We start from the raw sequence: 14,074 nt of genomic DNA, 5'->3' as shown, positions 1-14,074 counted from the left end.
TATGCACTAGTGCAATGGAGAACGCCATGTCAGCGTCCCCGCCGCCGCAGCAGCCCGTCGGCACCGGCCCTTACCGGCCCACCGAGCGCACTGTCCCCACCCGCTCCCCGGAGCGGGCCGCGTACGACAGGGACCTGGTGCACGCGATACTCGACGAGGGCTACGTCTGCCATCTCGGTTTCGTCCGCGACGACGCACCGGTGGTGCTGCCCACGTTGTACGCCCGGGTCGCCGAGCGTCTCTACGTGCACGGTTCGACGGGTTCGCGCCCGCTGCGCGCGGCGGGCCTGGCCGACCCCGGGCTCCCGGTCTGCCTGACCGTCACCCACGTGGACGGGCTGGTGCTGGCCCGCTCGGCGTTCCACCACTCGATCAACTACCGCTCCGTGGTGGTGCACGGCCTCGCCTACGACGTGACCGACCCCGAGGAGAAGCGGCAGGCGCTGGACGCCCTCGTCGACCACGTCGTCCCCGGCCGCGCCGCCGACTCCCGTCCGGCGAACAAGAAGGAGCTGGCCGCCACGGCGGTGCTCCGCCTCGATCTGGCCGAGGTCTCCGCCAAGCTCCGCACCGGCGGCGTGAACGACGAGCCGGAGGACCTCGCCCTCCCCCACTGGGCCGGCGTCGTCCCCCTGACCCGTACGTACGGCACCCCGCTCGCGGACCCCGCCCTGCCCGCCGGCACGGAACCACCGGAGTACCTGGCGGCCCTGTGACGCGGCGCCGCCCCGGAAGGATCGCGCCGGACGTCGTCACAGGACCGCGACCGGTGAGGACAGGGACATGCCCCTCCCCCGAGGAGAGGCCTTTCCTCAGGGAGGGCCTCTCCTCGGGGCCTGCCGTCGTCACGCCGGCGCCGCATCCCCCTCCGCCCGCCCGGCCCGCGCGCCCCGCGCCTCGTCGAACGCGAGCCCCGCGACCGAGCCGAGCATCAGCAGGGTGCCGGCCAGCATGGCGGGGGTGAGCCGCTCGCCGAGCAGGACGACGGCGAGCACCGCCGCGCTCACCGGCTCGAGAAGCATGATCACGGACACGGTGGCCGACCGTACGACTGCCGCGCCCGCGAAGTACAGGCCGTAGGCGAGAGCCGTCGGGATCGCGGCGACGTACACCAGGAGGCACAGCAGCAGAGCGGGATCGCCGCTGTACGGCACCAGCCCTTCGACCGCGGCGAACGGCAGCAGCAGCACGCTGGTGACGGCGAACGCCCCGACGGTCGTGCCGGAGGCGTCCAGCCCGCCGTTCCGCCCCCACCACCGGGTGAGCAGTGTCATCGCCGAGTAGCCGGCCGCGGACAGGAGCGCGAGCAGGACGCCCCACGGGTCCGCGGTCGTCTCCCCGCCGCCGAGGACGAGCACGGCGAGCCCGGCGAGCGCCCCCACGACGGCGGCGGCCCCGCCCCGGCCGAGCCGCTCCCCCAGGAACAGTCGCGCGCCGAGCGCGATCAGCACGGGCCCGGCGCCGAGGGTGACGACGGTGGCCACGGCGAGTCCCGTGGCGGCGACGGCCGCGAAGTAGGCCGTCTGGAACACAGCGAGCCCCACCCCGGTGGCCACGGCCCGCCGCACCCGGGGACCCGGCGCCTCGGTCACGACGGTCCGGGCGCGCGGGACCAGCATCCGGGCGCCGAGCAGCAGCGCCAGGCCGGTCGCGCAGCGCCAGAAGGAGAGGGAGACCGGTCCCATGTCACTGGTCCGGTAGACCAGTGACGCGGCGGCGCCCGCGGTGCCCCAGGCGGCACCGGCGACGATCAGATAGAGCAGGCCTCGCCCGACGGGCAGGCCGGAGACGGTGTTCGACACGTGTTCTCTCCGCAGGTACACACAGATACGCGCGCGTACGCACCCTCGCAGAGGTGCCTGCGCTGCGCGAAAGGTCGGATGGGGACCCCGGATCAGGGCCGGATGGAACCGGTCCCGCGGGACCCACGGGCTGCGTCTGCGGGCAGCGTCACGACACCCGGCGGCAACGGGCCGGGCGCGGGGAGATCGGGGCCCGCCTCAAAGGGCGGGCGGCGGAAGAACAAGTGCGCGCGCATGCATGATCAGCACCCTAGGTCGGCATTCCCGGTGTGGACAACTCCCTTTCGGCACCGCCGCTCGCCACCGGGCGGTCGGGGCTTCTGGCCGGTGCCGACGACTGGGCGATGAACGCACCCGCCAGCACCACCGCGCCGCCGATGATCTGCGGCGCCGACAGGTGCTCGCCGAGCAGGACCCAGGCCAGTACCGTGGCGATGACCGCTTCGAGGCAGGCCACCACCCCGGCGACCTGCGGCGAGAGCCTGCGCACCGAGAGCACCCCGGTGCCGTACGCGGCGACCGTGGCGACGAGGACGATCCAGGCGAGCAGCACGAAGGCGGCGACCGGGGTGCCGTCCATGCGCGCGCTACCCGCGAGCACCGACCAGTCCATGGACCACGGGCGGGCGACGACGGTGAGGACGGCGGCGCCCACGAGCAGACCGTAGGCGATCACACCGAGCGGGTCCGGTGCCCGGTCGCCGTGGTCGCTGCCCTGGTCGGAGAGGACGAAGTAGCCGACCTGGCAGCAGGCGGCGCCGAGCGCGAGCAGCAGCCCGACCACGTCGAAGCCGAGGCCCGACCACACCTCCACGACACAGGCCAGTCCGCCCACCGCCAGCACCACACCGACCGCCGCCGCCCGGGTCACCGGCCGCCGCTGCACGAACCGCACCCAGCCGAGGACGAGCGCGGGCGCCAGGTACTCGACGAGCAGCGCGACGCCCACGGGGATACGGGAGATGGCGGCGAAGTAGAAGGCCTGGACACCGGCGACCGCGAACAGCCCGAACCCGGCCAGCAGTGCCGGATGGCTGCGCAGGAGACTCCGGTGGCGCACGGCCAGCGGCAGCATGACCAGGGCCGCGCCCGCCACTCTCAGCCACACGACGTGCAGCGGGTCCAGGCCCGCCTCGATCAGCGGTTTGGCGGCGACTCCCGAGCCGCCGAAAGCCACCGCGGACAGGAGCGCGAGGCCGAGCCCGACGCCCTTCCCACGGGTGCTCCGGGCGTTCCGAGTGCTGGCAGAGGTAGACACCGGCACATGATGCCAGGCACCGACAGGAGCGTCACCCCCCATGACACCTGTCTCACGGGCTGGACGGCGGGGCGCGAGGGTCCGGCGGCAGGAAGGAACCCGCCGCCCGGCGGGAGCCGCCCGGCCCTCACCCCGCTCCCGGCCTCTCAGTGAGCGGGGTCGCCGGCCCATGTATCGAGCCGGGCGAACAGGTCGCGGGAGTCGATGGCGGCGTGCTCGAGCACCTCCACCGCCCGCGCCTGCGGGTCCGCGATGATCGCCGCGAGCAGGTCCACGCCGCGCGCGGGCCCGCCATGACGTGCGGCGCGTTCGCGGGCGTGTTCCAGGCCGGCCGCCGCCAGCGGCGAGAACCCGGCGGCCCGCGCCATCACCGGGACGGAGCCGGAGTCCTCGACGGCGCTCTGCCAGCGCAGGCCGTAACCGATGCTGCGCTGCACCAGGTAGCCGAGCAGCCGCGCGGTCCGCGGGCCCTCGCCCAGGACCGCGCACACCTCGGCGTCGGACTCCAGCAGCGAGTGCAGCAGATGGGCGGTGTCGATCTGGCGGTCCGCGTCCCTGAGCGCCCTGCGGCGGGCACCGCTGACCACCGCTGCCAGCTCCACACTGAGTCCGGCACCGTGTTCCGCGCGGTGAATGCCCTGTTCCTGGGCCGTGCCGGCCGACGGCCGGGGGATACGGTGTTGCACGTCTCCCACCACACCAGCCCCGCGGGTCCACGGCATCCCCGGTGGGGAGCATCTTCCTGTCCCACGGGAAGTGGACACGTCGGACCGCAATCTCCTCCTTGGGAAGGAGAATCAGCCCCGCTTCCCCTCGGGGCGCACCCGCCACCGCGGCCCGGGGCGAAGAGACGGCCGCCCGGCCGAAGCCGGCGCGGAGGCACGCGGACACGACGGTGCCCCGTGGATCACTCCACGGGGCACCGCGTTCACACCGGCCGGCCGGCGCCTCGGGCACCGGGGCTCGGCCTTCAGCCCTCGATCTCAGTCGTCGTCACCGGCGAGGATGAGATACAGCTTCTTGCGGGCTTCGTTGACGACGGCGAGCGCCTTCTCGCGCTGCTCCTTGCTGCCGGTCTTCCAGACCTGCCCGAAGGCCTCCATCAGGCCGAACCCGGCCTGCCGGATCTCGCTCAGCGCCTCCCAGTCGACGCCGCGGGAGGCCTCCTCCCACGGCGCCTCGGGACCTTCCTCGGCCGCCGTGCGACCGGCGTCGGTGAGCGCGAACAGCTTCTTGCCGCCCTCGGTCTCACTGACGATCAGCCCCTCGTCCTCCAGCAGCTGGAGGGTGGGGTACACCGAACCGGGGCTGGGCTTCCACGCCCCGCCGCTGCGCTCGGCGATCTCCTGGATCATCTCGTAGCCGTGCATCGGCCGGTCCTTCAGCAGGGCGAGGATCGATGCCCGTACGTCACCGCGCCGTGCCCTCCCCCTGGGCCCGCCACGCCCTCGTCCGCCCCAGGGACCGTGCCCGAAGCCCGGACCGAAGCCGGGGCCTCCGGGGCCGCCCGGCCCGCCGGGACCGAAGGGCCCGAATGCGGCCCGCAGCCTGTCGAAGTCGCCCCGGCCGCCCCTCGGGCCACCGTGACCATGTCCATGCTCGAAACCATGGGTACGCATCGCAACCACTCTCCATTCCATCGTTGACCTGTCGCGATAACTCAACGATATATCGGAAGGATGATGGTGGCAACCCCTGCCGTCACGACGGCCGCTCTGTCCCGCAGCTGCGCGGGGCGCGGAGCGGGAACCGGCGGCGACACGGCGGACAGTGCCGTGGTCCCTGAGAGGATCAGCGCATGACCGGCTCACCTCTGCGCATCAACGCCCTCATCGTCGACGCCACCGACCCCGAGCGGCTCGCCGCGTTCTGGTCCGAACTGCTCGGCCGCCCGGTCGTGGGCCGCACGGGGCCCTACGTGTGGATGCGACGCGAGAACGGTCTGGGTCTGGGTTTCCAGCGGACCGGCGAGCCCAAGTCGGGCAAGAACCGCATGCACTTCGACATCACCTCACCCGACCCGGCTGCGGAGCAGCAGCGGGTCGAGGCGCTCGGCGGGCGTCGGCTGGAGGAGTACGCGGACGGCGGTTTCCTGGTGATGGCCGACCCGGAGGGCAATGAGTTCTGCATCATCCCCGAGGGCCCCTTCGAACTCGACGACGAAGGGCGGGCGGACTACCTCGCCCCGCCGACGCCGCCCCCTGGGCCCGAGGCTGATTCGGCCCCTTGACGGCGGGCCACCGGATCAGCGCCGGGAATCCAGTCCGGTGTCCTCGGATTGGCCTTGGCCCGCGGCTCCGCCCACGCCCTACCGTCGGGGGATGCGCATTCGAATCGTCGACGCCTTCACCGACCGGCCCTTCGCCGGCAACCCCGCCGGAGTCCTGCTCCTGGACACGGACGCGTTCCCGGACGACGGCTGGCTCCAGGACGTCGCCCTGGAGGTCAACCACGCCGAGACCGCCTTCGCGCACCCGCTGCCCGGGGGCGGGGACGCCGACTGGGCGCTGCGCTGGTTCACTCCCGTCGCCGAGGTCGCCCTGTGCGGTCACGCGACCCTCGCCACCGCCCACGTCCTGCACACCACGGGCTCGCACGAGGGCCCCGTCCGGTTCGCCACCCGCAGTGGCGTCCTCGTCGCGGCGCCGGCCGAGGACGGCTCCGTGACCCTGGACTTCCCCACGGCCCCGCTCACCTCCCTCACCCTTCCCGAAGGGTTCGCCGAGACGCTGGGGGCCGAGCCGCTCACGGCCTTCGACACCGGTCCGCACGTCGGCGACCTGCTGGTCGAGGTCTCCGACGAGCGGACGGTCCGTGCCCTGCGGCCCGACCTCAAGGCCCTCGGTGCCCACTCCCGGCGCGGTGTCATCGCCACCGCCCGCGCACAGGACCCGTCCCGGGGCTACGACTTCGTCTCCCGCTGCTTCTTTCCGAACGTCGGCATCGACGAGGACCCCGTGACCGGCAGCGCCCACACCGCGCTGGCCCCCTACTGGTCCGAGCGCCTGGGCCGCACCGCCCTCACCGGCCTCCAGGCCTCACCCCGCTCGGGCCGCGTCCGTACGGAACTGCGCGGCGAGCGCACCCTGCTGGGCGGACGGGCGGTGACCGTCATCGAAGGCGAACTGCTGAGTGCCGCACTACCGGACGGCGGGACCCCGGGCCGCGGCGGACCGACGGGCTGAACCGGGCCCTGGGACGGAAAAAGGGGGGCGTACGGCACCGCCGCACGCCCCCTTCCCGAACCGGTTCACGCGGTAGGCAGCCAGTCCACCTTGCCCGCGAGCAGCGCGTACCCCACGAACGCCCCGATGTCGAGCAGCGTGTGCGCGACCACCAGGGGCCCCACCCGCCCCCAGCGGCGGTAGAGGTGAACGAATACCACGCCCATGACCAGGTTGCCGATGAACCCGCCGATGCCCTGGTAGAGGTGGTACGAGCCGCGCAGTACCGAACTGGTCGCCATCGCGGCGCCCGGTGACCAGCCCAACTGCTCCAGCCGACGCAGCAGATAGGCGAGGACGATGACCTCCTCGAGGATCGAGTTCTGCATCGCCGAGAGGATCAGTACCGGGAACTTCCACCACACCTCGGGCAGCGCCTCGGGCACCACGGTGAGGTTGAAGCCGAGGCCGCGCATGGCCAGGTAGAAGGCGATGCCGCTGCTGCCGATGGCCGCCGCGACCGCCGCCCCGCGGCCGAGGTCGGACCAGGGCCGGGTGCGGTCGAAGCCGAGGGTGCGCAGCCCCGCGCCCTCGCGGATCAGGAAGTGGGCGACGAGCGCGACGGGGACCAGCGCGCTGGTGATTCCGAAAAGCTGCCAGGCCAGGTCGAGCCAGGGACGGCCCGGTGCCGCCGAGCCGTTGAGGGTGGCCGCCTGGTCCTTCAGGCCCCCCGGCCGGGTGACCGAGCCGACGAAACTGATCAGCGCGGACACCGCGCTCGCGCCGAGTGACACCGCGAGCACGAGCAGCGTCTCGTCGCGGAGCGTCTTCCGCGTGAGCCGCCGCCGAGGATACGCATCGGCCTCCGGGCCCGCCTCCGCCTGCACACCTGCCTCCACATCACCGATCCGTCCGATCGGTTCAGTATGAAGGCACCGTCCGGGGGCCCGACGGGCGGTCCGCGCCCGGTGGCCCCGTGCCCTTCCGCGGCCGACCGTGCCGTCGGCCGTCCTTCCGCCCCCTCCTCGGGCGACTGTCCCTCCGGCCGTCCGGGGCACGTCCGCCCGCTCGGGGGTCAGCCCGCCGGCACCGGCTCCGGCAGTCCGACGGGCCAGGCGTGCACCGGATCACCCCGCAGCATCAGCTCACGGTAGCGCCGGGTGGTGGCTGCCAGTGCCGCCTCCCGGGACAGGCCCCCGTCCATCGCCCGGTGGAAGGTCGCGGCCTGCCAGCTCGCGCCGTTCTGCCGACGCCGGCAGCGCTCCTCGATCACGCCGAGGTACAGGTCCCGGTCCGCGGGTTCGATGCCCCACGCGTCCAGTCCCGCCTCGGCCAGCGGCAGCAGTTCGTCGCGTACGAGGGTGACCGCGTCCACCTCGGCCGTACCCCCGTAACGTCCTCGCCGGGGCCAGGTGAAGCGGGCGTCGATGCCGTGCCTGCAGGCGGCGTCGAAGTTGGCGGCGGCGGCCTCGAAGGGCAGCCGGGTCCACACGGGGCGGCTGTCCTCCGCGAGGGCACGGACGAGGCCGTAGTAGAACGCCGCGTTGGCGACCACGTCGAGGACGGTGGGCCCGGCGGGCAGGACCCGGTTCTCCACCCGTAGGTGGGGCACGCCGTCGGCGACGTCGTAGACCGGGCGGTTCCAGCGGTAGACCGTGCCGTTGTGCAGGACGAGTTCCGCGAGCGAGGGGGTGCCGCCCCGGTCCAGCACGTCGAGCGGATCCTCGTCGTCGCAGATCGGCAGGAGTGCGGGGTAGTAGCGCAGATTCTCCTCGAAGAGGTCGAACGCCGAGCCGACCCAGCGCTCGCCGAACCAGGTGCGCGGCCGCACCCCCTGGGCCTGGAGCTCGGGCGGACGCGTATCGGTGGACTGCTGGAACAGCGGCGGCCGGGACTCGCGCCACAGCTCGCGTCCGAAGAGGAAGGGTGAGTTGGCGCCGACGGCGATCTGGGCGGCGGCGACCGCCTGGGCCGCGTTCCACACGTCGGCGAAGCGGGCCGGGGTGACCTGGAGGTGCAGCTGCACCGAGGTGCAGGCGGCCTCCGGCGCGATGGACCTGGAGGTGCAGCTGAGGCGCTCCACCCCCTCGATGTCGAGGCTGAAGTCCTCCCCGCGGGCGGCCACGATCTGCTCGTTGAGCAGGGTGTAGCGGTCGACGGCAGAGAGATTCGAGGAGACCAGGTCGTCGCGGTCCAGCGTCGGCAGAATGCCGATCATCACGATTCCGGCGTCCACCTCGGCGGCTTTCCGGTCCGCGTACGCGAGGGAGGTGCGCAGTTCCTCGGCGAGCCGGTCGAATACCCGGCCGTCCAAACGGTGTGGGGCTATGTTGACTTCCAGGTTGAACATGGCGAGTTCTGTCTGGAAGTCACGGCTCGCAATCCGCTCGAGGACTTGCCCATTCAACATTTTGGGCATCCCGTCGGTGCCCGTGAGATTCAATTCGATCTCCAGCCCCATGAGGTTCCTGGGCCGATCGAACCGCTTCTCCGCCAGGAGTCGCTCCAAACCCGTCAGACACCTGCGGAGCTTGTCGCGGTAGCGCTGGCGATCGGACAGGTCGAACCCGCCTGCCACGACCTTCTCCCCCATCGAAGCCTCCCTCCTTCTCTGACGGGCGGTCCGATGATCGGCCGCCGGGTCCCGGTCCACAGTGGAGGATGCCCAGTGGATGCGATTGATAACGCCCCGAAGTGACCTGTCGGCCGCTACCCTGATCGAAGGTGACCAGTGGCACATTCACGCGGCATGGCCGGCACATGGCCGACCACGCACGTTACAAGGCGACGGCGAACTCGTGAAAAACGCCGACGACAATAGGCCTACCACTGCGCGGCCATTTATCGAGGTCATCGCCGTATACCCGGCCGAGAATCGGGATAATTCCCCCGTTTCATCGTCCAGAAGTGCCCTTGTTCTGTGGGTCGAAAACGGGTAGCCGAAACATACTCCGAACACGCGTCGTATAAACTCCGTGGACAAGGCAGAAGGTTGGCGCCCACGGTCGAGTGATCCAGCCGACGAGGTGACGTGCGGCACTCCTCACCCCCACCTCTCGTACTCAGACCCCCGGCCCCTGCCTTCTGGCCTCCGCGAGCTGACAGCGCCGTCCGCCCCGCCCTCGCGTCACCGTGCCTTCGAATGAGAGGCGACCCACCATGCCCCTGCATGTCCCCCCGGCTCCCGCGCCCGCACTGCGTTCCGTCCTGACCGCGCTCTCCTCTCCCACCGCGGTCAGCGAGGCCCGAACTCCCTCCCTCCTCGGTGCCGAGGGGACCGCTTCGCCCGAACTGCCGCTGCCCGTGCACGTCCTGGACCGGGTCACCACCGAGGGCGTGTCCGCGACGCGCCTGGCCGGCTGGCGCTTCCTGATCCGCTGCGGCGACCGGGCAGTGGCCGCGGCGGACACCGTACTGACCCCCGACGGCTGGACCTTCTCCCGCTTCTTCGAGGGCCCCTACATCGCCTCCACCGAACTGGCCCTGCGCCAGGCCGAGGCCCTGCCGCAGTCGTACCAGCCCCGGCTGCTGTCGGTACCCGGCCTCTACATGCTGGCCCTCTGGCTGCACGGCGACCGCGCCGCGGACGGCGCCGCCGGCCATCCGGCGGCCACCGACCTGCTCGTCCCGCTCGCCCCGGCACCGCCCGGCATCGCGGCCCACCGTCCGTACCGGGCCGCCGAACTCCTCCCGGTGCTGACCCACCGGGTCACGCCCGACCGGCTGCTCGGCTCGCCCGCCTGACGCCTGGCACCTCACGCGAGCACCCTTTCCGCGCCCCTGCCCCTCTCGCACCTCCTTCTCCCGCACCTCGCTCCTCCGCGCCCCGCCTCCGGACCGCCGGCGGCGGGGCGCCCCCGCCGGAACCACGAGGAAGCCCGACGCGGCCCTGGACACCGGAGCAACCGGGCCCCCGGGCCCCCGGGCCGGACTAGCCTCATCCGGCCATGCGGAACCACCCGAAGTGACAGGGCGGTTGAGCTGAACCGTCCGCCAGGGTGGCGCGTCATCAACCTGTGAGGGGTGGTGCCGCGAAATCCCTGCGGATTGCCGCCCGAGGGGCAACACTTGTTTCCGACCGGCCCGTCTCGACGGGCCCATCACCACGGGGGGCGGCCATGAACGAAGCTTCACGCCGCGGAACTGAAACGACAGCCAGCCCACAGGTCACGCCAGAGCGAAAGATCCCATCCATGTGCCAGCACCAGTCACCCTGCCCCGCAGCCGATTCCGCCGACCGGGAGTCCGCCCGCCTCGTGGCGCACCACCCGGAGCAGGGCTGGAGCCTGCTGTGCAACGGTGTCGTGCTCTTCGAGGACACCGGTGAACTCCTGCCCGACGGCAGGTGCATCGCCCCGCAGCGCTCCCTGGGCGCCGCCCAGGTGATGACCACCGCCTAGCTTTGCCGGGCGGAGCGGAGCCCGCCCACGGAACATCGGGGGCCGGACCGCGGGACTCCCGCGCCCCGGCCCCGACACGCGTCCAGGGACTGTCGCACACCGTCACGCACCGGGCGCGTGTGCGTCACCCCTTGGTCGCGCCCGCGGTCAGGCCTCCGACGAGCTGGCGCTCGGCGACCGAGTAGAAGGCGAGCGCGGGAACCATGGCCAGGACGAGGTAGGCGAAGACACGCGCGGTGTCCGCGGAGTACTGGCCCTGGAACTGCTGGACGCCTATGGGGATGGTCCACCAGGTGTCGTCGGTGAACACCAGCAGCGGCAGGAAGAAGTTGTTCCAGCTGGTGACCACCGCGAGCACCGAGACGGTGCCCAGCGCGGGCCGCGCCATCGGCAGCAGCACCCGCCAGAAGAAGCCGAACGGGCTGCAGCCGTCGAGCGTGGCCGCCTCCTCCAGCTCCCCCGGGATCTGCCGGAAGAATCCGCGCAGGATGATGATCGTCATCGGCAGTCCGAAGGCGGCCTGCGGGAGGATCACGCCGAGCGGGTTGTCCAGCAGGCCCATGGAACGCAGCAGCAGGAACAGCGGCAGCGCGGCCACCGCGAACGGGAACATCAGCCCCATCGTGAACAGCGTGAACAGCACTTCCCGGCCCCGGAAGGCGAACCGGGCGAAGGAGAACGCCGCCAGCGCGGACACCGCGACCACGATCAGGGCCGTGGCGACCGCGATCAGTGTGCTGTTGCCGACCAGCCGCCAGAAGTCGCCGGAAGCGAGGATGCCGGTGTAGTTGGCGCCCACCCACGGGTCGGGCAGCCCGACGGGGTTGCCGGAGAGCTGGTCGGTGGACTTGAACCCGGACAGCACGGCGTACAGCAGGGGTACGGCCATCACCGCGCCGACGGCGACCAGGACGAGATGCAACGGCAGGGTCCGGAGGAAACGCCGGCGCGGGGGCCGGGGCACAGGCCCGGATCCGGGCCCGGAACCAGCCCCGGACCGGCTCGCGGACGCGGCCGGGGGCTCCGGCGCGGACACGGACGTGCCGAGGCCGGCCCGTTTTTGGGGGAGCGTCATTTTCCGCCTCCGCGCATGGTCGTGGTCGCCCCTTCGAGGTCCCGGCGCAGCACGAAGCGCTGGTAGGCGAGGGCGAAGACGAGACTGATGCCGAACATGACCACACTGATCGCGCTGGCGTAGCCGACCTGGTAGCGCTTGAAGCCGTACTGGAACATGGTCACGGCCATGGTCTCGGAGTGGTGGTCGGGACCGCCCTGGGTGATCACCCACACCAGGTCGAACAGCTGGATGGCGCCGATCACCGACAGGAAGACGCTGATGCGCAGGGTGGGAGCCAGCAGCGGCAGGGTGACATTGCGGAAGCGCTGCCAGGGCCCCGCGCCGTCGATCAGTGCCGCCTCGGTCAGCTCCTTGGGGATGGACTGGAGTCCGGCCAGGTAGAGCATCATGTGGAAGCCGAAGTACTTCCAGGTCATGACCAGGAAGAGGGTCGCCATCACCATGTCTGGATCGGCGAACCACTCCCCGCCGAGGCCCTCGAGCCCCACCTTGCCCAGGAGTTCGTCGGCGAGCCCTTCGCCAGGGGCGAAGATCATCGCGAACAGCACGCCGGTGATGGCCTCGGACAGCACGTACGGGGCGAAGAACAGCATGCGGTACACGGCCCGGCCGCGTACGCGCTGGTTCAGCGCCACGGCCAGCGCCAGCGCGAACGGCAGCTGGAGGACGAGTGACAGGGCGACCAGCAGGAAGCAGCGCCACAGGTCGCCCAGGAACACGGGGTCCTGGAACAGCCGGACGAAGTTGTCGCCGCCGACGAAGTCGGACGGCATGCCGAAGCCGCCCCACCGGAAGAAGGCGGCGTACACGGCGAACAGGATCGGCAGCAGCACCAGGACGCCGAACAGCACCAGTGCGGGCACCTGGAAGCCGACCGCGGTGAGCCAGTGCCGCGCGCGGCGGCGTCGGCGTCCGCGCGCGTCAAAGGTGGGCGGGGGCGAGAGATCGGTCTCGGGGCCGGTCCTTTTGTCCGGCAGGAACGTGGAGGTCATCGCCGGCTACTGCTCTTCCTTCGCCGTCTTCGTGATGGACTCGGCGGCCTGTCCGGGGGACTTGGAGCCGGCGATGAGAGCGCCGACGGAGGCGTTGATCTCCTGGCCGAGAGCGGGGGCGTAGGCCTGGTCGAGGTAGAGCTGGAAGCCGGTGGTGCCCTTGAGCTGTTTCTGCACGGCCTGGAGGTTGGCGTCGGTCAGCGCCGCCTCGGCGGCCGGAACCACGGGCAGCACCCCGGTCTCCTTGACCAGTTCGCGGTCCGTCGCCTCGGAGGCGAAGAACTCCAGGAAGTCGACCGCGGCCTGCGGCGCGCCCCGGCGCAGCGCGTGTCCGCCGCCCCCGCCGAACACCTCGGTGATGCTCCCCTTGCCGCCCTCGACGGCCGGGAACGGGAAGAAGCCGAGGTCGTCGCCGAGGCCCTTGCCCGCGTCGGCTTCGACGACGGGAGCCCACTGGCCCATCAGTTCCATGGCCGCCTTGCCGTTGCCGACCGCGGCGGCCTGGCCGGTGGGAGTGGAGTAGGAGGCGCCGAGGAAGCCCTTCTGGAACGGCTCCAGGTCGACGAGTTCCCTGAGGTGCTCTCCGGCCCGGACGAAGTCGGGGCCGGTGAAGTCGTTGTCCGCGTCGGCCTTCGCGAGGGCGTCGATACCGGCGGTGCGCATCGCGAGGTACGCCCAGTAGTACATGCCGGTCCAGGTCTCCTTGCCGGCCAGGGCGATCGGCGTGACCTCGGCGGCCTTCAGCTTGCCCACCGCGTCCAGGAAACCGCTCCACGTGGCCGGCGGCTCGGCTATCCCGGCCTTCTTGAAGAGCGCCTTGTTGTACCAGAAGCCGACCATGCCGATGTCGAACGGGATGCCGTACAGCTTGTCGTCGAGGAGGTAGGGCTCCTTGGCGACCGGCAGCAGACCGTCGGCGAACGCCTTGGTGGAGCCGGTGAGGTCCTCGACGAGTCCCGCGTCGACCTGCTGCTTGAGTACGCCGCCGCCCCAGGTGTGGAAGATGTCCGGCAGCTTCCCGGAGGCGGTCAGCGCGGTCATCTTGGACTTGTAGGCGTCGTTCTCGAGCTGCACGATCTTGATCTTGACCGTGGGGTTCTGCTTCTCGAACTTCCGGGCGAGAGCGGCCCAGACGTCCTTCGTCGGCTGGGTGGTGGAGATGTTCCACCACTCGATCGTGGTCGTCCCCGACGACCCTCCGTCCGAGTCGCCGCCGCACGCGCTCAGTGCCGTGATGCCCAGGCCGGCCGCGGCGGAGGCCGCCAGGAAGCCGCGGCGGGACAGTGCCGGGTCGCCCATGTCATGCGCTCCTTGGAGTCAGGGGCGGACATCTCCACACCCACCCACTGGTTCGAAAGTTTCGGAAGAGATTCAGAAACA

General features: G+C 71.6%; 14 protein-coding genes. 5 read left to right on the top strand and 9 right to left on the bottom strand.

The window, feature by feature from the left end; translation table 11 throughout:
* The first annotated feature begins 26 nt into the window (after nt 1-26).
* The gene (locus ACIF80_RS12015; protein WP_399802719.1) at nt 27-716 is read left to right on the top strand and encodes a pyridoxamine 5'-phosphate oxidase family protein; all 690 of its coding nucleotides are present in this window, start codon (nt 27-29) and stop codon (nt 714-716) included.
* 129 nt (nt 717-845) lie between these two features.
* Here ACIF80_RS12015 and ACIF80_RS12010 read toward each other — a convergent pair whose 3' ends face one another.
* The 4 genes from ACIF80_RS12010 to ACIF80_RS11995 form a co-directional block, all read right to left on the bottom strand.
* Nucleotides 846-1,802 (bottom strand): DMT family transporter, encoded by a 957-nt coding sequence (locus tag ACIF80_RS12010; RefSeq protein ID WP_399802717.1) that lies wholly within the window; start codon nt 1,800-1,802, stop codon nt 846-848.
* Between the two features lie 250 nt (nt 1,803-2,052).
* Entirely contained in the window at nt 2,053-3,066 is a 1,014-nt protein-coding gene (locus tag ACIF80_RS12005) for an EamA family transporter (RefSeq protein ID WP_399802715.1), read from the bottom strand.
* A 140-nt stretch (nt 3,067-3,206) separates the two neighbouring features.
* Nucleotides 3,207-3,746 carry a Clp protease N-terminal domain-containing protein gene (locus ACIF80_RS12000; RefSeq protein ID WP_399802713.1) on the bottom strand — a complete coding sequence of 180 codons (540 nt, stop codon included), beginning with the start codon at nt 3,744-3,746 and terminating at the stop codon, nt 3,207-3,209.
* 297 nt (nt 3,747-4,043) lie between these two features.
* Nucleotides 4,044-4,679, bottom strand: a complete 636-nt coding sequence (locus ACIF80_RS11995) for a PadR family transcriptional regulator (protein ID WP_399802710.1) — start codon at nt 4,677-4,679, stop codon at nt 4,044-4,046.
* Nucleotides 4,680-4,858: 179 nt separating this feature from the next.
* Between ACIF80_RS11995 and ACIF80_RS11990 the strand changes: the two genes are divergently transcribed.
* Together ACIF80_RS11990 and ACIF80_RS11985 are read left to right on the top strand one after the other, a co-directional pair.
* Complete coding sequence (locus tag ACIF80_RS11990) at nt 4,859-5,290, top strand: VOC family protein (RefSeq protein ID WP_399802708.1); 432 nt, start codon at nt 4,859-4,861, stop codon at nt 5,288-5,290.
* A gap of 91 nt (nt 5,291-5,381) precedes the next feature.
* Nucleotides 5,382-6,245 (top strand): PhzF family phenazine biosynthesis protein, encoded by an 864-nt coding sequence (locus ACIF80_RS11985; RefSeq protein ID WP_399802705.1) that lies wholly within the window; start codon nt 5,382-5,384, stop codon nt 6,243-6,245.
* A 65-nt stretch (nt 6,246-6,310) separates the two neighbouring features.
* Here the strand turns inward: ACIF80_RS11985 and ACIF80_RS11980 are convergent, their stop codons facing one another.
* A complete protein-coding gene (locus ACIF80_RS11980; RefSeq protein WP_399803910.1) occupies nt 6,311-7,111 on the bottom strand; it encodes a CPBP family intramembrane glutamic endopeptidase in 801 nt (266 codons plus the stop codon).
* 188 nt (nt 7,112-7,299) lie between these two features.
* Nucleotides 7,300-8,817 (bottom strand): glutamate--cysteine ligase, encoded by a 1,518-nt coding sequence (locus ACIF80_RS11975; protein WP_399802703.1) that lies wholly within the window; start codon nt 8,815-8,817, stop codon nt 7,300-7,302.
* 566 nt (nt 8,818-9,383) lie between these two features.
* On the opposite strand from ACIF80_RS11975, the gene ACIF80_RS11970 reads away from it, so the two are divergent.
* Both ACIF80_RS11970 and ACIF80_RS11965 read left to right on the top strand, forming a co-directional pair.
* The gene (locus ACIF80_RS11970; protein ID WP_399802701.1) at nt 9,384-9,968 is read left to right on the top strand and encodes a hypothetical protein; all 585 of its coding nucleotides are present in this window, start codon (nt 9,384-9,386) and stop codon (nt 9,966-9,968) included.
* A gap of 449 nt (nt 9,969-10,417) precedes the next feature.
* Nucleotides 10,418-10,624: a DUF5999 family protein gene (locus tag ACIF80_RS11965; protein WP_399802698.1), complete on the top strand. Its 207-nt coding sequence runs from the start codon at nt 10,418-10,420 to the stop codon at nt 10,622-10,624.
* 124 nt (nt 10,625-10,748) lie between these two features.
* Here the strand turns inward: ACIF80_RS11965 and ACIF80_RS11960 are convergent, their stop codons facing one another.
* From ACIF80_RS11960 to ACIF80_RS11950, 3 genes are all read right to left on the bottom strand, one after another.
* Complete coding sequence (locus ACIF80_RS11960; protein ID WP_240503209.1) at nt 10,749-11,513, bottom strand: carbohydrate ABC transporter permease; 765 nt, start codon at nt 11,511-11,513, stop codon at nt 10,749-10,751.
* Between the two features lie 182 nt (nt 11,514-11,695).
* Nucleotides 11,696-12,694 (bottom strand): carbohydrate ABC transporter permease, encoded by a 999-nt coding sequence (locus ACIF80_RS11955; protein ID WP_399802696.1) that lies wholly within the window; start codon nt 12,692-12,694, stop codon nt 11,696-11,698.
* 6 nt (nt 12,695-12,700) lie between these two features.
* Complete coding sequence (locus ACIF80_RS11950; RefSeq protein WP_399802693.1) at nt 12,701-13,993, bottom strand: extracellular solute-binding protein; 1,293 nt, start codon at nt 13,991-13,993, stop codon at nt 12,701-12,703.
* Between the last annotated feature and the right edge of the window lie 81 nt (nt 13,994-14,074).

It is taken from the genome of Streptomyces sp. NPDC085927, assembly GCF_044540975.1.
Classification (GTDB): Bacteria; Actinomycetota; Actinomycetes; order Streptomycetales; family Streptomycetaceae; genus Streptomyces; species Streptomyces hirsutus.
The sequence above is the reverse complement of the archived record's forward strand: the minus strand, read 5'-3'. Positions and strand labels throughout refer to the sequence as shown.